Origin of the sequence: Janthinobacterium sp. 67, from assembly GCF_002797895.1 — a bacterium.
In the GTDB taxonomy this organism is placed as follows: Bacteria; Pseudomonadota; Gammaproteobacteria; order Burkholderiales; family Burkholderiaceae_D; genus Janthinobacterium.
Map to the genome: position 1 here is coordinate 15,012 of NZ_PGES01000001.1, position 22,338 is coordinate 37,349.

A 22,338-nucleotide genomic window follows, 5' to 3' on the forward strand; every position below is an offset into this window, starting at 1 on the left:
GATACCCATGCGCCTGACCTCTTTCGCCCTGACCGCCGCCGCCCTGTTCGCCGCCCTGCCGGCCCAGGCGGCCACCATGCCGACACTCGAACAAATCCAGGCCGCCGTGCAGGCGGGCGTGGCCAAGACACAAGCGAAGACGCAGTCGAGCATGCCGTTCGTCATCAAGGTCACCAGCCTGGCCGGTTGCCAGGAGTCGCAGGAAGTGCCGGGCGAAGTGGTGTGCCTGGTGGGCATGAGCGCCGGCATGCGCGATGCCTTTAATGTACTGCCCCTGCGTAACGAGGGCGATACCTGGGTCGGCGTCGAACGCAAGAACGCCAAGTTCGCTGGACCGTCGCCGGCCGAGGCGCAAGCGATGATACGCGCGTGGGCCAAGGAAGAAGTGGCGCGCAATCCGGAAGCGGCCAAGGACGTGCAGATGCAGGAAGCGCAGAGCACCATGCAGGTCAAGGCCGTCAACGAGTGCGACGTCAAGCGCAAGACGGGTTACCTCGTATGCGATACGGAATTGAGCGTGCCGAGCCGCCCGGAAGCCATCAAGACGGAACTGACCTTCATGCTCGAGAACGGCGGCTGGCGCTACGTGCCCCGCTAAGCCGGCGGCCGCCAGGCCGCTCGCGCATCCACCGATACTCCTTCACAGCACCCCTCCCGCGCATCAAGCCTGTGCGGCGGCCCACATGGCCGCCGGCAGGCAGGCACACCCTCATCCGCAGTAGGCAGACCAGCCAAGCCAGTCAATATGGTTGAATTGATATATTTGTCAATTCGCATTCAATTTTCGTTAAATTGATAGAATTGGTGAGTTTCTTTGCATTTGTTGCGATTTTGCCATATAAACTGATTTATTTATTTTAATCGTTATTTTTGAGCGTATTATATTGATAATGCGCAAGTAAATGCCGCGATCTGACTGTCTGGAGAACCGTCGTGCTGAAAAAAATAACGAGTAGCGAACTGGTACTGGGAATGTATGTCGAGCGTTTGGGCCGTTCCTGGCTCGATAACCCGTTCTGGACGCGCTCCTTCCTGCTCAAGTCGCCGGCCGACCTGGAACGTATCCGTACGGCACGTCTTTGCGAGGTGTGGATCGACACGTCGCGCGGGCTGGCGCAGGCGCAAGCGGCTCCGGCATGCGCATCATCCGCTGCCGTGGCGCCGCCAGCCGCCGATGTCACGCCCGCGCCCGTTGCCGTCGCTGAGGCTCGCCCGTCTCTCTCGCGCGACGAGGAAGTGGCGCACGCCCGGCGTGTGCTGGAACGTTCGCGCGAGGCCGTGCGGACCATGTTTGACGAGGTGCGCATGGGCAAGGCCTTGTCCGTGGGGCAGGCTTACGAACTGGTCGACGATATCGCGGCCACGGTGCTGCGCGGCGGCAGTGTGCTGCTGGGTCTGGCGCGCCTGAAAACCGCCGACAACTACACGTATATGCATTCGGTGGCCGTGTGTGCGCTGATGACGGCGCTGGCCGCGGAAGCGGGCCTGGCGCCCGGGCAGGTGCGCTCGGCCGGCCTGGCCGGCTTGCTGCACGATATAGGCAAGATGGCCGTGCCGTCCGCCATCCTCAACAAGCCGGGCAGCTTGAGCGAAGAGGAATTTTCCTCCGTGCGCGCCCATCCGGCGGCCGGCCACCGGATGTTACAAGAGGTGGGCGAGATCGATCCGGTGGTGCTCGACGTGTGCCGGCACCACCATGAAAAACTCGATGGCAGCGGCTATCCCGAGGGTTTGTGCGGCGCGGAAATCAGCGTGTATGCGCGCATGGGCGCGATTTGCGATGTGTACGACGCGATCACGTCGAACCGACCGTACAAGCAGGGCTGGTGCCCGGCCGAGTCGCTGCGCCGCATGGCCGCCTGGCGTGGCGGGCATCTGGACGCACAATTGTTCGCCGCCTTCGTCAAATGCCTGGGCATCTATCCGCAGGGCACCCTCGTGCGGCTGCGGTCGGAACGCCTGGCCGTGGTGGTGGGGCAGACGCCGGGCAAGCCGCTGACCTTGCCCACCGTGCGCGTCTTTTTTTCCATCCGCGCCGGAACCTGCATCGCCCCGACCGACATCGACCTGGCCGCCCCGGCTTGCCTGGAACGCATTATTTCCACGGAAAGCGCTGCCCAGTGGCGCCTGCAGGACGTCGACCGTTACTGGGCCGGTGAAGCCGCGATGGCTTGACGGTGTACAGGTCGTAATAAGTTGCAGTTTATTAATAATAAAATATTAAAATAATGGTGCCAGTGCCGTGCCCGCTTTTCTGACTGGCAGCCGTTCCTTGTCCGCATACCCGTCACCGTACGGGCTACTTCTGAGGATGTCACCATGCGACTCAATCTTCCCGTCAGCGATACCGAAATCAACCTGAGCGATACCGAGACGATCGTCTCGACTACCGACTTGCAAGGCAATATCACCTATGCCAACCCGTATTTCATCGCCGTCAGCGGTTACAGCGCGGAAGAATTGATCGGTGCGCCGCAAAACATCCTCCGTCATCCGGACATGCCGATCGAAGCGTTCGCCGATTTCTGGGCCACCATCCGCTCGGGGCGTTCGTGGAGCGGCATGGTGAAAAACCGCTGCAAGAATGGCGATTATTACTGGGTGCTGGCGAACGTCACGCCCGTGGTGGAAGACGGCGTGGCCGTCGGCTACATGTCCGTGCGCACCAAGCCCACGCGCCAGCAGGTGGCGCAGGCGTCCGCCCTGTACGCGCGCATCAAGGCGGGGCAGGCGGACGGCATCGTCATCAGCCAGGGCGCGGCCGTGCGCACGGGCTTGCTGGCCAGGCTGGCGAGCTTGCGCGACCTGCCGCTGGGCAAGCGCATCGGCTGGAACCTGGGCTTGTTGAGCCTGGTATTGCTGCTGCAACTGGCGTGGAATGCTGGCGTGCTGCCGGTTGCGGCCCAGGGCTGGCTGACGGGCTTGTCCGTGCTGGCCTTGTGCGCGACCCTGTATTTCTGGCACAGCTTGCACCGCGCCGTGCTGCAACCGTTGCAACGGGCGCGCCAGGCCTGCGACGTGATGGCGGGCGGCGACCTGACGGGCGAACTCGACACGACGCGGCGCGACGAGATGGGCCAGCTGCTGCGCTCCCTGCGCCAGTTGCGCGTGAACTTGCACTCCATCGTCGGCGATGTGCGCGGCAATTTCCTGCGTATCAGCATGGCCAGCCAGGAAATTGCCGCCGGCAATATGGACTTGTCGGGCCGCACGGAAGCGCAGGCGTCGGCCCTGCAGCAGACGGCGTCGAGCATGGAGCAACTGGCGGCCACGGTGCAGCAAAACAGCGGCAACGCCGTGCAGGCCAGCGACATGGCGGGCAAGGTCCACGGCCTGGCCGGGCGCGGCGGCGAACTCGTCGGCCAGATGGTGACGATGATGGCGGACATTAACGCCTCGTCGAAGAAGATCGGCGACATTACGGGCATTATCGAAGGCATCGCCTTCCAGACGAATATCCTCGCCCTGAACGCGGCCGTGGAAGCGGCGCGGGCGGGCGACCAGGGACGCGGTTTTGCCGTGGTGGCGGGAGAAGTGCGCAGCCTGGCGCACCGCAGCGCGGCGGCCGCCACGGAAATCAAGCAATTGATCACGGCGTCGTTGACGCAGGTGGAGGCGGGCGCGAAGCTGGCGCAGCAGGCGGGCGCCAGCAGCGCCGAGATGCTGGGCGCCGTGCAGGGCGTGCACGGCATCATGGAAGAGATCGCCTCGGCTTCGCGCGAGCAAAGCCACGGCATCGGCCAGGTGAACATGGCCGTCACGCAAATGGATGAAGTGACGCAGCAGAACGCGGCGCTCGTGGAGGAATCGGCGGCCGCGTCCGCTTCGCTGCAAGACCAGACTCTGCAGTTGGAGCAGGCGATGGCGCTGTTCAAGCTGGAACGGCGGCGCGGCGGCCCGGCCACGCCCCTGCGCGCGCCACCCGAGCGCCGCCGCGCTACAGCAGGCGCTCTGACAGCGCCTTGAAGGCAACCTCGGGCACGAGAAAGGCGAACGGCGTAGAGACGGGCGGCAGTTGCGCCAGCAAGCCGCAGTCGGCGCGCAAGGCCGTCAGCGCTTGCACTTGACCCACATCAACGGGCAAGTCGATTTCGCCAAAGACCAGCTTGCCGTTTCGCGGCACGTGGGCGATGGCCGCATCCTGGCAGGCGAGGAAGGCGACGGCGTCTTTCCAGTTGCCGAACAGTTGCTGCCAGTCGGCATCGAGGCCACGCTCCGCCGCGATGTCCGCCTGCACGTCCAGCGGCGGGGCGCTGCCGGCGCCGCTGGCAATGCTGCAACCGGCTTGCGTGGCCGTCACCTCATGCGTCATGCCGGCGGCCAGGTGGGTCGGCAGGATGTCGCTGAACAGCCGCGTGCCCAGCGCATGGGGCAGGCTGTCCATGATGTTTTTCAAGAAATACACGCAGGGTACGGCCGGTGCGCCCGGCGGCGCGTGGTCCAGGTACAAGCGCCAGTTGCTTTGCAGGGGCGACGGCAGCAGCTTGCGTAAGGGGCCGAGCAGGGCCGGGCCGAAATGCCCGTGGCGGTAGGTCAGCACGGTAAATGGCGTCTTGCCGCCGCGCTGCCACAGGGTCACGCCCGCAGGCAGCAGCCGCTGCGCGGCCTCGGCATCGACCAGCCAGCTCACGTAGACGACGTCGCGCACGTCGCTGTGCAGTGTCAGGAAGGGCAGGCGCGACATGACGGCCTGGCGCACCTTGGCAAAACGCGTGCAATTGGCGAACGCGGCAAACAATCGCCCCTGCCAGCCCGCGCGCGGGTGGCGGTAAGTGTTGTCTTGCAATTGGGAACTTTCAGATGCGGTGATGCAGGCGGACGGCGCCGCCTGCCGGATGCGTTACCTGTTTATTGCATGTGCCAGCCGTGGCTGACGACGATGGATTGGCCGCTCAGTGCCGTCGACGGGAATGCCGCCAGGAAGATGGCCGTTTGCGCCACGTCCTGCGTGGTGGTGAATTCGCCGTCAATCGTGTCTTTCAGCATCACTTTCTTGATCACGTCTTCTTCGCTGATCTTCAGTTGGGCCGCCTGTTCGGGAATTTGCTTGTCGACCAGCGGCGTGCGCACGAAGCCGGGGCAGATGACGTTGGCGCGGATGCCATCTTTCGCACCTTCCTTGGCCACGACCTTGGCCAGGCCCAGCAAACCGTGCTTGGCGGCCACGTAGGCGCTCTTGAACGGCGAGCCTTCGTGCGAGTGCACGGAACCCATGTAGATGATGGCACCGCCGCGGCCGGCCTTGATCATTTCGCGCATGCAGGCGCGCGTGGTGAGGAAAGCGCCGTCCATGTGAATGGCCAGCATCTTTTTCCATTGCTCGAACGGGTAGTCGACGACGGGGCTGATGATCTGGATGCCCGCGTTGCTGATCAGGACGTCGATGCCGCCGAAGTGGGCCACGGCATCGGCCACGCCTTTGTCGACTTGCTCTTCGCTCGAAACATCCATGGCGACGGCAAACGCCTGGCCGCCCGATTGCTTGATTTCCTCGGCCGTCTTGCTGGCCGCTTCCAGGGCCAGGTCGGCGATGACGACCTTGGCGCCCTGTTTCGCGTATTCAATAGCCATTTCCTTGCCGATACCACTGGCGGCGCCGGTAATCAGTGCGACTTTGTCTTTGAGTTGCATATTAATCCTTTGCATTGCGGGTTGGAGTGATCGTGGAAAACCTGACTATGCCAGTATAGCGAGAAAACGGCTCGCGCATGCCCCGCGCACCTCTATGTGGTTTGCTGCCGCTCAAGGATTTCCTGTAGCCGCCAGGCGCCGGGATTGGTGCCCGCCCAAGTGCGAAACGCGTGGTTGAACGCGCTTTGCTCCTGGTAGCCGAGCAGGAAGGCGATGTCGACCAGCGACAAATCCGGCTCGCGCAGATAATCGCGCGCCAGGCCGTACCGGGCCTGGTCCAGCAGGGCCTGGAAGCTCGTGCCCGCGTCGGCCAGCTTGCGCTGCAAGGTGCGCGGCGTCACGGCGAGGGTGGCGGCAACGGCGGCCAGCCGCGCCGAACCCTGGCGCAAGCCCGCCACGATGGCCGCGTGCACTTGCGCGTCGATGGCGTCGCCCGTCGGCATTGCCGCCTCGCGCTGCGCCAGCAATTGTTCCGCATGCTGGCACAGCACGGGGTACAGGCTGACGTCGGCGTTCGGCACGGGCCAGTCCAGCAATTGCGCGTCGAAGGTGGCCGTGTTGGCGGAGGCGTTGAAGGCGGGCAGGCTGCCCAGCACGCGCACGTATTCGTCGCGGTGGGCCGCGTGGCGCAGCAGCTCGCCGCCGCCATCGTGGGTAAATGCCAGCCGGGCCGGCGGCAGCGGCATGCCGGCCAGCCAGTCGCCGCTGACTTTGACGCCGGCAAAGACGCTGTCGACCAGGTGCCGGCTGGCGCCCGGGTAGTTGCTGGTCCAGCGGTAATGCGCGACGGCGCCATCGCGCTGCAGGGCCGACTGACCCAGGTCGTGCGCCAGCCGTTCATAGCGGGCCGTCTGTTCCAGCACCTGGCCCACGTTGCTGCAACTGAGCAGTATCAAGCCGTACGCGCTGTACGTGCCCATGCGCACCCGCTGGCCCACGTGCAGGCCGAAATGCGCGTCGCCCGCCAGCAGCGCGCCTGCATCGAGCAGGCGCACGTAGTCGCGCGCGGCCAGGCCGGGCGTGGACGCTTCCAGGCTGTGCGGCGCCACGCCGGCCGCTTGCGCCAGGGTGACGCCATCGATGCCGTGCGCGCCGGCCGCTTCCAGCAGCGGCAGCAGATAGGCGCCGGCGACCCGGCCTTCAGTGCTTGTCATGATGGAACAATGCGATTGTCATGAAAAACCAATACCCTTCGTCTGTGGCGGCATATGCTATTGATCTAGCAAGAAAATCAGGCAGGAACAGTATAGCAAGCCGCCGTGGCGCGCAACTGGCCGGACACAGGGGATATCGATGCAACGCTGGAATGGCTGGGGAGATGATGGCATCACGTATGCGCTGAGCGGGGATGCGCTGGCATTCCTGCGCGAGCGCCTGGGGCCGGGCAGCGGCATCGTCGATGCCACCTTCGACGACGCCTGCGCGCAGGTGCCCGCTTCGCGCCTGGCGCCGCATCCGCTGATCGATACCCAGCCCGCCACGCGCGTGCGCCATGCGCTCGGCCAAAGCCTGCCCGACTGGTTCAAATTGCGCCATGGCCGCATCGGCGCGGTGCCCGATGGCGTGGCCTTTCCCGACAGCGCGCTGCAGGTGCGCCAGCTGCTTGCATATGCGCGCCAGGCCTGCGTGGCCGTCATCCCGCACGGCGGCGGCACCAGCGTGGCCGGGCATTTGACGGTGGCGGCGGGGCCGCGTCCCGTGCTGTCGGTCAGCCTCGTACGCCTGTGCGCGCTGGGTCACCTGGACCGCGAAGCGCAACTGGCCACGTTCGGCGCGGGCGTGTATGGCCCCGACCTGGAAGCGCAGCTGCGCGCACACGGCTACACTCTGGGCCACTATCCCCAGTCGTTCGAGTATTCGACTCTGGGCGGCTGGATCGCCACGCGCTCGTCGGGCCAGCAATCGTTGCGCTATGGCCGCATCGAGCAGCTGTTCGCGGGCGGCGAAGTGGAAACGCCGGCCGGCACCTTGCGCATCCCCACGTTTCCCGCGTCGGCGGCCGGCATCGACCTGCGTGAAATGGTGCTCGGCTCCGAAGGGCGGCTGGGCATCCTGACGCAGGCGACGGTGCGCGTCTCGCCGCTGCCGCCCTATGAAGCATTCCACGCCGTGTTTTTCGCGGACTGGGGCAAGGCGCAATCGGCCGTGCGGGCGCTGGCCCAGTCGCGCCTGCCCCTGTGCATGCTGCGCCTGTCGAACGCGGTCGAAACGCAAACCATGCTGACCCTGGCAGGGCACAAAAAACTGGTGGGACTGCTGGAGCGCTATTTGTCGCTGCGTGGCTGCGGCGACGGCAAGTGCATGCTGATGCTGGGCGTCAGCGGAGAAGAAAAACCGGCCCGCGCGGCCCTGCGCGGCGCCCTGGCGCTGGCGCGGCGGCACGGCGGCGTGCACGTGGGACGTCACATGGGCGATAAATGGAAGCAGGGGCGCTTTCGCAACGTCTACCTGCGCAATGGCGCGTGGGAACACGGCTACGTGATCGACACGGTGGAAACGGCCGTCGACTGGCCCCGCGTGGCGCCCATGATGGCGGCGCTGGAACAGGCGGGGGCCGGCGCGCTGGCGCAGTACGGCGAGCAGGTGCACGCCTACACGCATCTGTCGCACGTGTATGCGCAGGGCGCCAGCGTCTACACCACCTATGTGTACCGGCTGGCGCCCACGTACGAGGACAACATGGCGCGCTGGCGTACCTTGAAACGCGCGGCCGGCGCCGCCATCGTCGCCAACGGCGGCACCATCAGCCACCAGCATGGCGTGGGCACGGACCACGCGCCGTGGCTGGTGGCCGAAAAGGGAGAACTGGGCATCGCCGCCATGCGCGCGCTGCTGCGCCAGTTCGACCCGCAGGGCATGATGAACCCGGGCAAACTGCTGCCTGACGCGGGAATCGGATTGTGAACAGGGCGGATTTGCCCGGCATCCTGGCGCGCGAGTGGGACGTGCTGGTCGTCGGCGGCGGCATCACGGGCGCCGGCATCCTGCTCGAAGCGGCGCGGCGCGGCTTGACGGCCCTGCTGGTGGAGCAGCGCGATTTCGCCTGGGGCACGTCGAGCCGCTCCTCGAAGCTCGTGCACGGCGGCTTGCGCTACCTGAAGCAGGGCCAGTTCGGCATGACGCGCGAATCGGTGCATGAGCGGGTAGCCTTGCTGACGGATGCAGCCGGGCTGGTCGAGCCGCAAGGCTTTGCCTTTGGCGATTACCTTGGCAGGAAGCCGGGGCGGCGCCAGTTCATGCTGGGCCTGGCCATCTACGACGTGATGGCGGGGCGGCGCGCGCGCCGCTATGTCGATGCGGCGGATTTTGCCATGCTGGCGCCGCACGTCCGGCGCGACGGCCTGCAGGGCGGCATGCTCTACCAGGACGCCAAGACGGACGATGCGCGCCTGGTGCTGCGCGTGCTGCAGGAAGCACGGCGTCATGGCGGCGTGGCCGTCAATTACCTGGGCGTGGCGTCCTTGCTGCGCGACGGTGGCAAGGTCGCCGGCGCCACCTTGACCGATGCGCTCGATGGCAGGGCATTGACCGTGCGCGCGCGCCTCGTGATCAGCGCCACGGGCGCCTGGGCCGACGGTTTGCGCGGTCAGGTGGGAGAAACGCCGAAACTGCGGCCCCTGCGCGGCAGCCATCTGCTGCTGCCCGCCTGGCGGCTGCCGCTGGCGCAAGCCGTCAGCCTGATGCACCCGCATGATGGCCGTCCCGTGTTTGCGTATCCGTGGGAGGGAGTGACCCTCGTGGGCACCACCGATGTCGACCACGGCGCCAGCCTGGACGTGGAGCCGGCCATCACGCGCGCCGAACTCGCGTATCTGCTGGCCGCCTTGCAGTGGCAGTTCCCGCAGCTGGCGCTGGGTGAAGGCGACGTGCTGGCCACGTTTGCCGGCGTGCGTCCCGTGATCGGCAGCGGCCAGCTTGACCCGTCGAAGGAAGCGCGCGAACATGCGCTATGGCTGGAAAACGGCTTGCTGACGGTGACGGGCGGCAAGCTGACGACGTTTCGCGTGATCGCCCTCGACGCATTGCGCCGCGCCGCGCCGCTGCTGCCGGGCTGGCAAGCGGATTTGCGCCCCTTGCCGATTTTCGACACGACGCCGCCCTTGTCGGGCAAGGCCCTGGTGCTCGATGCCGAACAGCGCGAAAGGCTGCTGGGCCGCCATGGCGCGGGGGCGCAAGCGCTGTGCGATGCGGCGCACGATGGCGAACTGGCGCCGATTCCCGGCACGCAGACCCTGTGGGCGCAGCTGCGCTGGGGCGCGCGCATGGAGGAAGTGCAGCACCTGGACGACTTGCTGCTGCGGCGCACGCGCCTCGGTTTGCAGCTGGCCGGCGGCGCGCTTGCTATCATGCCGCGCTTGCGCGCCATCTGCCAGCGTGAACTGGGCTGGGACGACGCGCGCTGGGAAGAAGAGCAGCAGCGCTACCTGGCCCTGTGGCGCCGCCATTACAGCGTGCCGCAAGGCGAATGAAGCACGATAAATATAAAAAGGAGAGCAACATCGAGACCATCCTGTTTGGCCAGCCCTTGGACCTGGGCGACGCGCGCATCACCTACGACAGCCTGTCGCCGCTGGACTTGCGCCAGAGCGTGGACGTCCTCGTCGATGACCTGGGCGAAGACCTGCTGCAAATCACGTGCGCGAATGGCGACATCGTCGACGTGGGCTGGTATCCGGCCTGGAACGAACAGGGACGCTTGCGCGTGGTGGCCGTGCGGGGGCAGGACTGGGAAGCGCCCGTCTTCAGCGCCCGGCCGGAAAAAGATCCGCAGGCGCTGCTAGCCGCGCTGCGCGCCGCGCTGGCCAGCCTGGCATAAGCCATGGCCTCCTTGGCGGGCGACGGCCCGTATATCCTTGCCATCGACAATGGCACGCAAAGCGTGCGCGCGCTGCTGTTCGACCGGGATGGCAATCTGGCGGCGAAGGCGCAAGTGTTCCTGGAAGCGTATTACTCCGACCACCCGGGCTGGGCCGAGCACGACGCCGACGGCTACTGGCAAGCCGTGTGCGCAGCGTGCCAGCAGCTGTGGCGCGGCACCGTCATTGAAAAATCGTCGGTCGCCGGCGTGGCCGTCACGACGCAGCGCGGCACGGTCGTCAACGTGGATGAAGAGGGACAAGCCCTGCGGCCCGCCATCACCTGGCTGGACCAGCGCAGCACGCGCGACATTCCCCAGTTGGCGCCATGGTGGCGCGCCGCCTTCCGCGCCACGCGCCTCGACGGCACGATTAGGTACTTCCGCCGCGAGGCCGAGATCAACTGGATCAGCGCGCACCAGCCCGACATCTGGCGCCGCACGCACAAATTCCTGCTGCTGTCGGGCTTTCTGAACCACCGCCTCTGCGGGCGCTACGTCGATTCGACGGGCTCGCAAGTGGCGTACATCCCGTTCGATTACAAGCGCCACGCGTGGGCCGGGCGCTTCGACTGGAAGTGGCAGGCGCTGGCGATCAAGCCGTCCATGCTGCCCGAGCTGGTAACGCCGGGCACGCGCATGGGCGCCATCACGGCGTCGGCCGCCGCGGCGACGGGCATCCCGGAGGGTACGCCCTTGCTGGCGGCGGCCGCCGACAAGGCCTGCGAAGTGCTGGGCGCCGGCTGCGTCGAACCGCACGTGGCGTGCCTGAGCTACGGCACCACGGCCACCATCAACACCACCAACCGCAAGTACGTGGAAGTGACGCGCTTCATTCCGCCGTATCCGGCCGCCATGCCGGGGGCCTACAGCACGGAAGTGCAGATCTTTCGCGGCTACTGGATGGTCAACTGGTTCAAGGAGCAGTTCGGCGACCGCGAACGGGCGGCGGCGGCCGAAGATGGCACGGGCCTGTCCGCCGAAGCGCTGTTCGACCGGCTGGTCGACGCCGTGCCGCCCGGTTCCATGGGCCTGATGCTGCAGCCGTACTGGAGCCCCGGCATCAAGGTGCCTGGCCCGGAAGCGAAGGGCGCCATGATCGGTTTTGGCGACGTGCATACGCGCGCCCACATCTACCGCGCCATCCTCGAAGGCCTCGCGTATGCGCTGCGCGAAGGCAAGGAGCGCATCGAACGGCGCAGCGGCATTGCCATCACGGAGCTGCGCATCGCGGGCGGCGGTTCGCAAAGCGACGCCGCCATGCAGCTGACGGCCGACATCTTCGGCTTGCCGGCCGCGCGCGCCCACGTGTATGAAAGTTCGGGCCTGGGCGCGGCCATCGCCGCCAGCGTGGGTCTGGGCTGGCATGCGGATTTCCCCGCCGCCGTGCAGGCGATGACGCGCAAGGGCAAGGTATTCCATCCGCATCCCGAGCACCGCAAGATCTACGAGCAGCTGTACCGGCGCGTGTACCAGAAGATGTATGCGCGGCTGCAGCCCCTGTACCGCGAGATCGCCGACATCACCGGCTATCCGGAATAACTGCTTATTAAATCGTATTGCGAATCATTCGCATCCGATATATGATGTGTTCCGCATTTCACTAAGGCAACTTATCCCGGTGACTGCAGTGCGCCGCCGGCCATGCGCCGGCGGCGTGTCCGCGCGGGCAGAGTTTCGCCGCAACGCTTCCTTCAACGCCGCCGCTTGATCGTGCACCGCTGTCCTCTGCCCCTGCATTTTTTCATTCCACAAGCATCGAGCAGCAAGCAAACCCAGGCAAGGATAGCGATGAAGAGCAGCAGCAAACATGGATTGACCCCGCTGGCCGCCGCGCTGGCGCTGGCATTGGGTGGCGCGCACGGCCACGCGTGGGCGGCGGCGATAGCCGACAAAACCGACAAGCCCGACGCCATGCAGATGCCAGCCATCAGCGTGTTTGGCGACGCCATCAGCGCCGGCACGGCCGGCCGTTCCTACATCAACAGCGCCGACATCGAACGCCAGCAGGCCGACAATGTCGCGTCCCTGCTCGACACCTTGCCCGGCGTGGACCTGGCCGGTACGGCCCGCCCCAGCGGACAAAGCTTGAATATCTGGGGCTTCAATAAAGTGCAGGACGTGAAAGTCATCCTCGACGGCGTGCCCAAGGGCTTCGAGAAATACCGCCAGGGTTCCATCTTCATCGAGCCGGAACTGATCAAGCAGATCGAAGTGAACAAGGGCGCGCATACGAGCTTGTATGGCAATGGCGGCTTCGGCGGCGTCATCACGGTCGAGACCAAGGATGCGCAGGACTTGCTGGAAGGGGGCGAGAAAGTGGGCGCCATGCTCAAGTATTCGCGCCACTCGAACAATGCAGAAAACGACGCCACCGTGGCCGTCTATGGCCGCACGGAAGATGGCCGCTTCGATGCGATGGCCTTTACCACGCAGCGCAAGTCCGACGATTTGCGCAAGCCCGATGGCAAGCCATTCCGCTTTTCCGCCATCGACGCGCCATCGAGCCTGGCCAAGCTGAATATCCGCTTGACGCCGGAGCAGCTCTTGACCCTGACGGCCATGAAGAGCGGCAGCTCGGGCTGGGGTCCGTTCGCCGCCATGGGCGAGGACGTGCCCACGCCGACCGAGGCGGAAATCAAAAAATACGGACTGGAAGAAGCGTGGCAGCGCAAGGCCGTCTACCGCGACCAGGACGACGACACGTATTCCGTGAAGTGGCAGTACGCGCCGCAGAACAATCCGTGGATCAAGCTGACGGCCAGCGCCGGCTATTCGCACACGGACCAGCATGACAAGCGCCTGCCATCGGCGTCGCTCGGTTCCTACCTGGGCTCCCTGGGCAACGAGAGCTGGGCCTCGTACGTGGACCGCATCGCCGAAGTGCGCAACGAAAGCGTGTTTGCGACGGGCGCCGTGTCGCACGTGCTGCTGACGGGCCTGCAATGGCACAAGAACGTGCGCGACACCTTGATGTACTACCCATCGTCGACGGCGCTGAAGGACCCCAGCTACAACTATGGCTACTTCCAGCCCTACTACATGCCGGCCGGGCGCCAGGAAACCACGGGCCTGTATCTGCAGGATGCGATGACGTATGGCGACGTGACGGTGACGGCGGCCCTGCGCCACGACAGAGTCGTTTCCGAGGGCGTGCCGAACAAGGCGCCACGCTACAACAGCCCGCTGGCGGCAGCCGGCCACGACTTCAGCGAAAAGGCGCACGAAGACTGGTCGCCGCGCCTGGGCCTGTTCTGGAAGGCGTCGAGCACACTGGCCTTGTTCGGCGACTTGAGCCGCAGCTGGCGCGCGCCCACGATCGACGAGATGTATTCGAACGAATACTATGTGTCGTCCAGGCTCGGTTCATCGACGCCGGCCACCAGCCGCGACCTGGCCGTCGAGCGCGTGACGGCCGTGCGCACGGGCGTCATGCTGCACCGGCAGAACGTGTTCATGGAGCGCGACGACGTGCAGCTGCGCCTGACGGCGTACCGGAACCGCGTCAGCGACAATATCGGCCCGCGCCTGGGCATCCTGATCGAAGGCTATGTGCCGGGATCGGGCAAGGTGCCGCCGGCCCTGTCGTCCTACCGCAACCTGGCCGGTTTTCGCACGCAGGGCGTGGAAGTCGAGTCCTATTACAACTCGCCGCGCCTGTTCGCCAGCGCCTCGCTGTCGAAGCAGCGCGGCACGCGCAGCGGTTCCCAGCGCGACCCGTGGGGCCAGGACGAAGCCGTGTCGACCATCGCGCCCGATAAACTGATGGCGGGCCTGGGCTGGCGCATGCCCGAGCTGGGCGCCAGCATCGGCTGGCAGGGCCGCTTCGTGGCGAAGCAGGAGCGCGTGCTGCCGGTGGGGAATGTCTACCGCCTGCCGCCATCGAAAGGCTATGCCTTGCATACTGTGTTCGCGTCGTGGAATGGCCGGCAAGGCATGTGGCGTGGCGTGGAAGTGCGGCTGACGGTCGACAACGTCTTCAACCGCAATTACATGCCCTACCTGAGCGAAGCCGTTACCGGCGTGGGGAGGAATGCGAAGTTGAGCGTGTCCAGAAAATTCTGATGACTTCTGAAAATGGCGGGCCGGAGACGCGGGCCTGAGAAAATGCCGATGGCGGCGTTGCAGCTTCCTTGCCGTACTGGCGTACTGTCTGCGTCGCTGCGCCTTGCCCTCGACATTTTTCAGGCCCGCTTGGCCCGGGGTGCCTTTTTTTGTGACTTGGGCCTACTCCGGGTCCGATGCATTTTCCGTTGAACTCCCAACTTCAAACGTCAACGTAACACCAACGCCTTGACCGTTTCCCAGGCCGTGCTGCCCGAGTGGGTGGCGCGGACCTGGTTGCGGCCCGCTTCCTTGGCCACGTACAGGGCGCGGTCGGCGGCGACGAAGAGGGCTTCGCGGTCGTCCAGCTGGTGCGGGCGGATGGTGGCCACGCCGATGCTGACGGTGATCCATGGCGAGGTGCTTGAGCGCGGGTGCGGCAGTTGCAGCGCTTCGATGCCGGCGCGGATGGCTTCGGCCAGGTGCAGGGCGCTGTCGGCATCCGTGTCGGCGAACAGCAGCACGAATTCCTCGCCGCCGTAGCGGGCCGCCAGGTCGCCGGAGCGGCTGGCGTGGGCGGCGATCGCTTGCGCCACCCGCTGCAGGCAGCTGTCGCCGGCCGGGTGGCCCAGGCTGTCGTTGTACAGCTTGAAGTGGTCGACGTCGAGCACCACCAGCGACAGGGCGCCGCCGCCGCGCACGGCGCGCTGCCACTCTTTTTCCAGGAAGCTGTCGAAATGCCGACGGTTGGCGATCTGCGTCAGCGGGTCGAGATAGGCGGCGCGCTGCAGCGCGTCTTCCGACTGCTTGTGGTGCGTGATGTCGTGCAGCAGACCGATATACAGGGGCTGGCGCAGATACATGGGCGTCAGGGTCAGGTCCATGCTCAGCGCCTTGCCGTTGCGGTGGCGGATCGCCACTTCGCGCGTGCCGTGGTTGTGCGCCTTTTCCGGATTGGCCGCATGCATGGCGAAATAATCGAGGTATTCCTGCGTCACGAGGGGGCTGAGCAGCTCGCCGATGAAGCGCCCGGCCAGTTCGTTTTCGCGGTAGCCCAGGTACTGGTCGCAGGCGGGGTTGGTGTACTGGATGCGGCCATCGGCCTCGATGATCAGCAAGCCCTCGGCCATGTTGTTGACGATGGTGCGCAGGCGCTCGGCCTGTTCCTGCTGGGTTTCATTGTTGCTGCGGATTTTCAGCTGGGCGCGCACGCGCGCGCACACTTCCGCCATGCGCAAGGGCTTGCTGATGTAATCGACGGCGCCGCAGTCGAAGCCGGCCACCACGTCTTCCGTTTCCGTCTTGGCGCTCATGAAGATGACGGGGATACGCTGCGTCAGCGGGTGCTGCTTGAGGCGGCGGCACGTTTCGATGCCGTCCATGTCCGGCATCAGCACGTCGAGCAGGATCAGGTCGGGCTGGGCGCGCTGGGCGATCGCCAGGGCCCGTTCGCCGGACGTGGCGACATAGGTTTGATAACCCTGTTCGCTCATCAGCTTGCGCAGCAGCTCAAGGTTGGCCGGCGCATCATCGACAATCAAAATGGCGGCTTCGTGCCGCTGGGAATACCCTACACTGCCTGAACTCATTGCTCCCGGCCTTCTCGATGTACTCTGCGCTGCCTGCGTTTGCTGCACTTTCGGTGATGCTGACCGGATTCAAATCTGATACAGCCGTCAAATCATACCGCCTCGCCATTTTTTTGGGTGAAAAATCGATGTTGCGCGAGCAATGAAAGTATTATTTTTGTGATATCTTTAAAAATAAATACACGCAATTGCTGTCATGAAAGCGGTTTTTGGGCGGAAAAGACGCGTGCCCTTCGCGCAGGGGCAGCAGAGACACGCCCCGCGGCAGGCGGGGCGTGGAGAGGCGAGTTACATTTTTGCGGCGATCAGTTTGCCGAGGATGGCGATACCCTCGCGGATGCGTTCCGGCGGCACCGTCACGAACGACAGGCGCAGGGTGTGCGTGTCCGGCGTGTTGGCGTAGAACGGCGCGCCCGGCACGAAGGCGACCTTGTTGGCGATGGCTTCATCGAGCAGTTTCATCGCGTCGATATGTTTCGGCAGGGTGACCCAGATGAACATGCCGCCTTCCGGCTTCGTCCACGTGACGCCGGCCGGGAAGTGCTCTTCCAGCGCCGACAGCATGGCCTGGCACTGGTTGCCGTACAGGCTGCGGATGCTGGGGATGTGCCGGTCCAGGAAGCCATCCTTGATCACATCATGCACGACCATCTGCGTCAGCTGCGACGTATGCAGGTCGGCCGCCTGCTTGGCCAGTTCCAGGCGGCGCACGAGCGGCATCGGCGCCACCACGTAGCCGAGACGGATGCCGGGCGTGAGCACTTTCGAGAACGAGCCCATGTAGATGACGCCGTCCGGATTCATGTTGATCATCTTCGGATACGGCTCGCCGCTGTAGCTGAGGGCGCCGTACGGATCATCCTCGATCAGCGGCAGGCCGTGGCGGGCGCAGGTTTCCACCAGTTCCACGCGGCGCGCCACGGACAGGCTGCGGCCCGTCGGGTTCTGGAAGTTCGGCAGGGCGTACAGCAGGCGGGCGCCATCGGCGACGGGGTTGATCGACGACGGCACCAGGCCTTCGTCATCGGTATCGACGGAAACGAATTCGGGACGGTAGACGGAAAACGCCTGCAGGGCGCCCAAGTAACTGGGGGTTTCCACCAGGACCTTGCTGCCTTCGTCGATCAGGACCTTGCCCAGCAAGTCCAGCGCCTGCTGCGAGCCGGACGTCATCAGCACCTGTTCCGGCACGATGGTGCTGCCATTGCCGGAGAGCGAGTCGGCGATCCACTGGCGCAGCGGCAGGTAGCCGTCGGTCGGACCGTATTGCAGGGCCACCTTGCCATTGTTCGACAGGACCTTGTCGAAGGCGGTCTTCATTTCTTCCACGGGGAAGGTGGCGGGCGAGGGCAGGCCGCCGGCAAACGAGATGATCTCGGGACGCTGCGTGATCTTCAGGATTTCGCGGATGAACGAGCTTTGCAGCTGTTCCGCGCGTTCGGCAAAGCGCCATTGGATCGGATTCGGATTTTCAATTTTCATACGAGTCTCACGGAAGATGCCGAGCTGCGCCGGCTGGATTTGTTGGCCCGCTTGTGGCGGTGCGTGTGCAAGCGGCGCCGGATAGGTGCCGCCATGATGCTGCCGTATTGTACGGCTTGCACGCCGCCGTGCCCATGCGCACGCGCAACGGCGTTGCAAATGGGCGTCAGGGAGCCTTATTTCAGCTTGCGTCCTATCCCCACCACGGCGATCACGGCGCCGGCAAACAGCAGACTTTCGCCCGTCAGGGGCTCGTGCAGCAGCGCGGCCGCGCCCACCAGGGTGAGGAAGGGCTGCAGCAGCTGCGTCTGTCCCACGCGCGCCACGCCGCCCAGCGCCATGCCCCGGTACCAGAAAAAGAAGGCGATAAACATGGAAAACACGGAGATATACGCAAAGCCCAGCCACGCCGCGCCGCTGGCCTGCGCCATCAGCGCGCGCTGCGGCCACGCGCTCCACAGCACCACGGGCAGCACGAATGGCACGGCCAGCAGCAGCGCCCAGGAAATCACGTGCTGGCCCGGCATGGCTTGCGCCAGGCGTCCGCCTTCCGCATAGCCGAGTGCGGCCAGCAGCACGGCGGCAAAGATCAGCCAGTCGGCCACGTGGAAGCTGCCGCCGCCCTGGCGCAGCGCGAACGCCACCACCAGGGCCGTGCCGAGCAGGGCCATCAGCCAGAAGCCAAGGGAGGGGCGTTCCTTGCCGCGCAGTACGGCAAACACGGCGGTGGCCAGCGGCAAAATGCCCACGAGCACGGCGCCATGCGAGGCGGGCAGGCTGCGCATGGCGATCGACGTCAGCCACGGGAAACCCACCACGCAGCCCAGCGACACCAGGGCCAGCGGCAGCCACTGTTCGCGGCGCGGCAGCGGCGCGCGCTGCCGCCACAGCCACAGGCTGGCCAGGCAGGCGGCCACCAAGGCGCGGCCCAGGGCGACAAAGGTGGGATCGAGTTCGGCCACGGCCAGCCGCGTGAAAGGCAGGGTCAGGCTGAAAAGGGCGACGGCGATCAAGCCCAGCAGCAGGCCTTTGCGGTCGGCGCCGAGGCGCGGGAGGGGGCTGGGGGAGGTGGCGGCGTGCGATGGCATGGCTGTCCTGGTGCGGGTGGTGTGGAATAAAGGCGGGCAGATGTGGATGAATGCGCCCGGTACTGCTATCCTAGAGCGCAATAGCAATACAGTACAAATACACTTCTCCGCATAATTTCACATACTGTAATGGTCATATGAGCAATACACCCGCATCACCGTCCCTGCCTTTGCTGTCGCGCGCCTCGGGCGAAACCCTGATCGACCAGATCGCGCGTTCGCTGGCGGCGCGCATCGACGACAAGTTGCTGCGTGGCGGCGCGCGCATGCCGTCGATCCGCCAGTGCGCGGCCGGCCTGGACGTGTCATGCGCCACGGTGGTGGCCAGCTACGACAAGCTGGTGGCGCGCGGCTACCTGGAATCGCGGCGCGGCGCCGGCTTTTTCGTGCGCGAGCGCTCGCCCCTGAACACGCCGGCGCCGCCCGCCGGCGCGCAGGAAGCAGCGGCGCAGCCGATGGACGTCGTGTGGCTGATCCGTAACATGTTCCGCCAGACGCCGGCCATTCCCGCGCCCGGCACCGGCATGCTGCCCGCCGAATGGCTCGATGGCGACCTCGTGGCGCGCGCCTTGCGCGACGTCAGCCGCCAGCCCGGCAGTTTGCTGCTCGGTTACGGCGCGCCGCAGGGTTTTCTGCCGCTGCGCCAGCAATTGCAGCTGAAGCTGGCGGGGTTGGAAATCGCCTGCCCGCCCGAGCAGATCGTCACCACGGTGGGCGTGATGCAGGCGCTGGACCTGGTGGCGCGCGAGTTTGCCCGTCCCGGCGACACCATTTTCGTCGACGACCCCGCGTACTGGCTGATGTTCGGCGCCTTTGCCGCCATGGGCGTGAACGTCATCGGTATCCCGCGCCTCGGTGACGGCCCCGATATCGCCGTGCTGGCCGAGCTGGCGGCCCTGCACCGACCCAAGCTGTACGTGATCAACTCGGTGCTGCATAATCCCAGTTCGACGTCGCTGTCGGCGGCCAAGGCGTTCCAGGTGCTGCGCCTGGCCGAGCAGCACGATTTCCTCGTCGTCGAAGACGATATCTATTGCGACATGCATCCCGGCGGCGAGGTGCAGCCGGCCACGCGCCTGGCCGCGCTGGACCAGCTGCGCCGCGTGATTTACCTGGGCGGCTTTTCCAAGAGCCTGGCGGCGAACCTGCGCGTGGGCTTCATCGCCACATCAAATGAGCGGGCGCAGCGCCTGGCCGACCGCAAGATGCTGGCCACCCTGACCACCAGCGACATCGGCGAGCGCGTCGTGTACAAAATCCTCTCGCAGGGGCTGTACCGCAAGCATGCGGAGCGCCTGCGCGCGCGGCTCGACAAGGTGCGCGAGGGCACGTACCGCAAGGTCGAACGGGCGGGCTTGCGCTTCGATCCCGCGCCGGCCGGCATGTTCGTGTGGGCCGATGCGGGCTGCGACACGAATGTCCTGGCCGAGAAGGCGCTGGCCGAGGGGCTGGTGCTGGCGCCGGGCAGCCTGTTTTCCCCGCGCCAGCTGCCGTCGACCCGCATGCGCCTGAACCTGGCCACGGTGCAGGACGAGCGGGTGTGGGCGTTTTTCGCCCGCGCCCTGGGCTAGGCGCGACTTTCGGCGGCCGCTCTTGAAATCGCTGGCACCATCCCCAACTCCGTAGAATCCGTCCCATCCACAAGACTATGAGGTAAAAATGGCTGTCTCCGAAAAGCAAACCCTGGGTTTTCAGACCGAAGTGAAGCAAATGCTGCACCTGATGATCCATTCCCTGTACTCGAACAAGGAAATCTTCCTGCGCGAATTGATCTCGAACGCGTCCGACGCGGCCGACAAATTGCGCTTTGAAGCGATCGATAACGACGCCCTGTACGGCAACGATCACGAATTGAAGATCAAGGTCAGCTTCGACAAGGATGCGCGCACCATCACCATTTCCGACAACGGCATCGGCATGACCCGTGACGAGGCGATCTCGCACCTGGGCACCATCGCCAAGTCGGGCACCAAGGAATTCTTCGGCAAGCTGTCGGGCGACCAGCAGCAGGACGCGGCCCTGATCGGCCAGTTCGGCGTGGGCTTCTATTCGGGCTTCATCGTCGCCGACAAGATCACCGTCGAAACGCGCCGCGCCGGCGCGGACGCCTCCGAAGGCGTGCGCTGGGAATCGGCCGGCGAAGGCGACTACAGCATCGAGACCATCGACAAACCGTCGCGCGGCACGGACATCATCCTGCACCTGCGCGAAGGCGAAGACGAATTGCTGTCGAGCTGGAAGATCAAGTCCATCATCCGCAAGTACTCGGACCATATCTCGCTGCCGATCGTGATGCAGAAGGAAGAGTGGGACGACGAGAAAAAAGAAACCGTCCTGAAAGACGAATTCGAAACCGTCAACCAGGCCAGCGCACTGTGGGCCCGCAACAAGGCCGACATCACGCCGGAACAGTACGACGAATTCTACAAGCACGTGTCGCACGACTTCCAGTCGCCGCTCACGCACACGCACAACCGCGTCGAAGGCCGCAGCGAATACACGCAGCTGCTGTACATCCCGGCCAAGGCGCCATTCGACATGTGGGACCGCAACAAGCGCGGCGGCATCAAGCTGTACGTCAAGCGCGTCTTCATCATGGACGACGCCGAGCAGCTGATGCCGACGTACCTGCGCTTCGTGCGCGGGGTGATCGACTCGGCCGACCTGCCGCTGAACGTGTCGCGTGAAATCCTGCAGGAATCGCGCGACGTCAAGGTGATCCGCGAAGGCTCGACCAAGCGCGTGCTGGGCATGCTGGAAGAACTGGCGAACGCGGACGAGCAGGACAAGAAGGACAAGTACGCCGTCTTCTGGAAGGAATTCGGCCAGGTGCTGAAAGAAGGCATCGGCGAAGATGCGGCCAACAAGGAACGCCTGGCCAAGCTGCTGCGCTTTGCCTCGACGGCCAACGACAGCGACGAACAAATCACCTCGTTCGCCGACTACGTGGCGCGCATGAAGGAAGGCCAGGACAAGATCTATTACGTCACGGCCGACAACTACGCCGCCGCCAAGAACAGCCCGCACCTGGAAATCTTCCGCAAGAAGGGCGTCGAAGTGCTGCTGCTGACGGACCGTGTCGACGAATGGATGCTGTCCTTCCTGCAGGACTTCGAAGGCAAGGAACTGGTCTCCGTCGCCAAGGGTGGCCTGGACCTGGGCGCGCTGGAAGACGAAGCGGAAAAGAAAGAACACGAAGAAACGGAAACCTCGTACGCCGACCTGGTGGGCAAGATGAAGACGGTGCTGTCCGACAAGGCCAAGGACGTGCGCGTCACGTTCCGTCTGACCGATTCGCCAGCCTGCCTGGTGGCCGACGAAAACGAATTGTCGGGCAACCTGCTGCGCATGTTGAAGGCTGCTGGCCAGAGCGCGCCGGAATCGAAGCCGATTTTGGAAATCAATCCGAACCACCCGCTGGTGACGCGCCTGAAATACGAAGACGCGGAAGGCGGCAAGTTCGGCGACTGGGCCAACATCCTGTTCGACCAGGCCATGCTGGCCGAAGGCGGCTCGCTGGCCGATCCTGCCAGTTTCGTGAAACGCCTCAACGAATTGCTGCTCAATTCGGCGAAGTAATTCCTTTGCCGTGGTACGTAGGTCGGATTAGCGTAAGCGTAATCCGACACGGCGGCTGATGCATCCAGGC

The 22,338-nt window shown here is 65.2% G+C and carries 16 protein-coding genes; 10 read left to right on the plus strand and 6 right to left on the minus strand.

Translation table 11 applies throughout. The features are described 5' to 3' along the window. The first annotated feature begins 7 nt into the window (after positions 1 to 7). The 3 genes from CLU90_RS00070 to CLU90_RS00080 all read left to right on the plus strand — a co-directional run bounded on the left by CLU90_RS00070 (position 8) and on the right by CLU90_RS00080 (position 3,966). Positions 8 to 598, plus strand: coding sequence for a hypothetical protein (locus tag CLU90_RS00070; RefSeq protein ID WP_092712301.1), 591 nt, complete (start codon positions 8 to 10; stop codon positions 596 to 598). 335 nt (positions 599 to 933) lie between these two features. Continuing rightward, entirely contained in the window at positions 934 to 2,175 is a 1,242-nt protein-coding gene (locus CLU90_RS00075) for an HD-GYP domain-containing protein (RefSeq protein ID WP_100426882.1), read from the plus strand. A 144-nt stretch (positions 2,176 to 2,319) separates the two neighbouring features. Next, a complete protein-coding gene (locus CLU90_RS00080; RefSeq protein ID WP_100426883.1) occupies positions 2,320 to 3,966 on the plus strand; it encodes a methyl-accepting chemotaxis protein in 1,647 nt (548 codons plus the stop codon). On the opposite strand, the gene CLU90_RS00085 is transcribed toward CLU90_RS00080, so the two are convergent. The 3 genes from CLU90_RS00085 to CLU90_RS00095 form a co-directional block, all read right to left on the minus strand. Next, positions 3,938 to 4,786 carry a DUF2071 domain-containing protein gene (locus CLU90_RS00085; protein ID WP_100426884.1) on the minus strand — a complete coding sequence of 283 codons (849 nt, stop codon included), beginning with the start codon at positions 4,784 to 4,786 and terminating at the stop codon, positions 3,938 to 3,940. The two genes, CLU90_RS00080 and CLU90_RS00085, sit on opposite strands and share 29 nt — an antisense overlap. 62 nt (positions 4,787 to 4,848) lie before the next feature. Further along, entirely contained in the window at positions 4,849 to 5,631 is a 783-nt protein-coding gene (locus CLU90_RS00090; RefSeq protein WP_100426885.1) for a 3-hydroxybutyrate dehydrogenase, read from the minus strand. Positions 5,632 to 5,723: 92 nt separating this feature from the next. Continuing rightward, a complete protein-coding gene (locus CLU90_RS00095; RefSeq protein WP_100426886.1) occupies positions 5,724 to 6,785 on the minus strand; it encodes an AraC family transcriptional regulator in 1,062 nt (353 codons plus the stop codon). A 139-nt stretch (positions 6,786 to 6,924) separates the two neighbouring features. Between CLU90_RS00095 and CLU90_RS00100 the strand changes: the two genes are divergently transcribed. The 5 genes from CLU90_RS00100 to CLU90_RS00120 all read left to right on the plus strand — a co-directional run bounded on the left by CLU90_RS00100 (position 6,925) and on the right by CLU90_RS00120 (position 14,551). Beyond that, complete coding sequence (locus tag CLU90_RS00100; protein WP_100426887.1) at positions 6,925 to 8,535, plus strand: FAD-binding oxidoreductase; 1,611 nt, start codon at positions 6,925 to 6,927, stop codon at positions 8,533 to 8,535. Continuing rightward, entirely contained in the window at positions 8,532 to 10,100 is a 1,569-nt protein-coding gene (locus CLU90_RS00105; protein ID WP_100426888.1) for a glycerol-3-phosphate dehydrogenase/oxidase, read from the plus strand. The genes CLU90_RS00100 and CLU90_RS00105 overlap by 4 nt, the downstream gene beginning before the upstream one ends. Continuing rightward, a complete protein-coding gene (locus CLU90_RS00110; protein WP_100426889.1) occupies positions 10,097 to 10,447 on the plus strand; it encodes a hypothetical protein in 351 nt (116 codons plus the stop codon). Before CLU90_RS00105 ends, CLU90_RS00110 begins: the two co-directional genes overlap by 4 nt. A gap of 3 nt (positions 10,448 to 10,450) precedes the next feature. Then, positions 10,451 to 12,028: an FGGY-family carbohydrate kinase gene (locus tag CLU90_RS00115; RefSeq protein ID WP_100426890.1), complete on the plus strand. Its 1,578-nt coding sequence runs from the start codon at positions 10,451 to 10,453 to the stop codon at positions 12,026 to 12,028. Between the two features lie 249 nt (positions 12,029 to 12,277). Next, positions 12,278 to 14,551, plus strand: coding sequence for a TonB-dependent hemoglobin/transferrin/lactoferrin family receptor (locus tag CLU90_RS00120; protein WP_157808693.1), 2,274 nt, complete (start codon positions 12,278 to 12,280; stop codon positions 14,549 to 14,551). Between the two features lie 209 nt (positions 14,552 to 14,760). Here the strand turns inward: CLU90_RS00120 and CLU90_RS00125 are convergent, their stop codons facing one another. From CLU90_RS00125 to CLU90_RS00135, 3 genes are all read right to left on the minus strand, one after another. Then, entirely contained in the window at positions 14,761 to 16,119 is a 1,359-nt protein-coding gene (locus tag CLU90_RS00125) for a diguanylate cyclase (protein ID WP_092712323.1), read from the minus strand. Between the two features lie 288 nt (positions 16,120 to 16,407). Continuing rightward, positions 16,408 to 17,601: an aminotransferase-like domain-containing protein gene (locus CLU90_RS00130; RefSeq protein WP_100426892.1), complete on the minus strand. Its 1,194-nt coding sequence runs from the start codon at positions 17,599 to 17,601 to the stop codon at positions 16,408 to 16,410. A 176-nt stretch (positions 17,602 to 17,777) separates the two neighbouring features. Continuing rightward, positions 17,778 to 18,689 carry a DMT family transporter gene (locus CLU90_RS00135; RefSeq protein WP_100426893.1) on the minus strand — a complete coding sequence of 304 codons (912 nt, stop codon included), beginning with the start codon at positions 18,687 to 18,689 and terminating at the stop codon, positions 17,778 to 17,780. 137 nt (positions 18,690 to 18,826) lie between these two features. Between CLU90_RS00135 and CLU90_RS00140 the strand changes: the two genes are divergently transcribed. Both CLU90_RS00140 and htpG read left to right on the plus strand, forming a co-directional pair. After that, complete coding sequence (locus CLU90_RS00140; protein ID WP_100426894.1) at positions 18,827 to 20,260, plus strand: aminotransferase-like domain-containing protein; 1,434 nt, start codon at positions 18,827 to 18,829, stop codon at positions 20,258 to 20,260. 88 nt (positions 20,261 to 20,348) lie between these two features. After that, positions 20,349 to 22,268 (plus strand): molecular chaperone HtpG, encoded by a 1,920-nt coding sequence (gene htpG / locus CLU90_RS00145; protein WP_100426895.1) that lies wholly within the window; start codon positions 20,349 to 20,351, stop codon positions 22,266 to 22,268. The last annotated feature ends 70 nt before the right edge of the window (positions 22,269 to 22,338 follow it).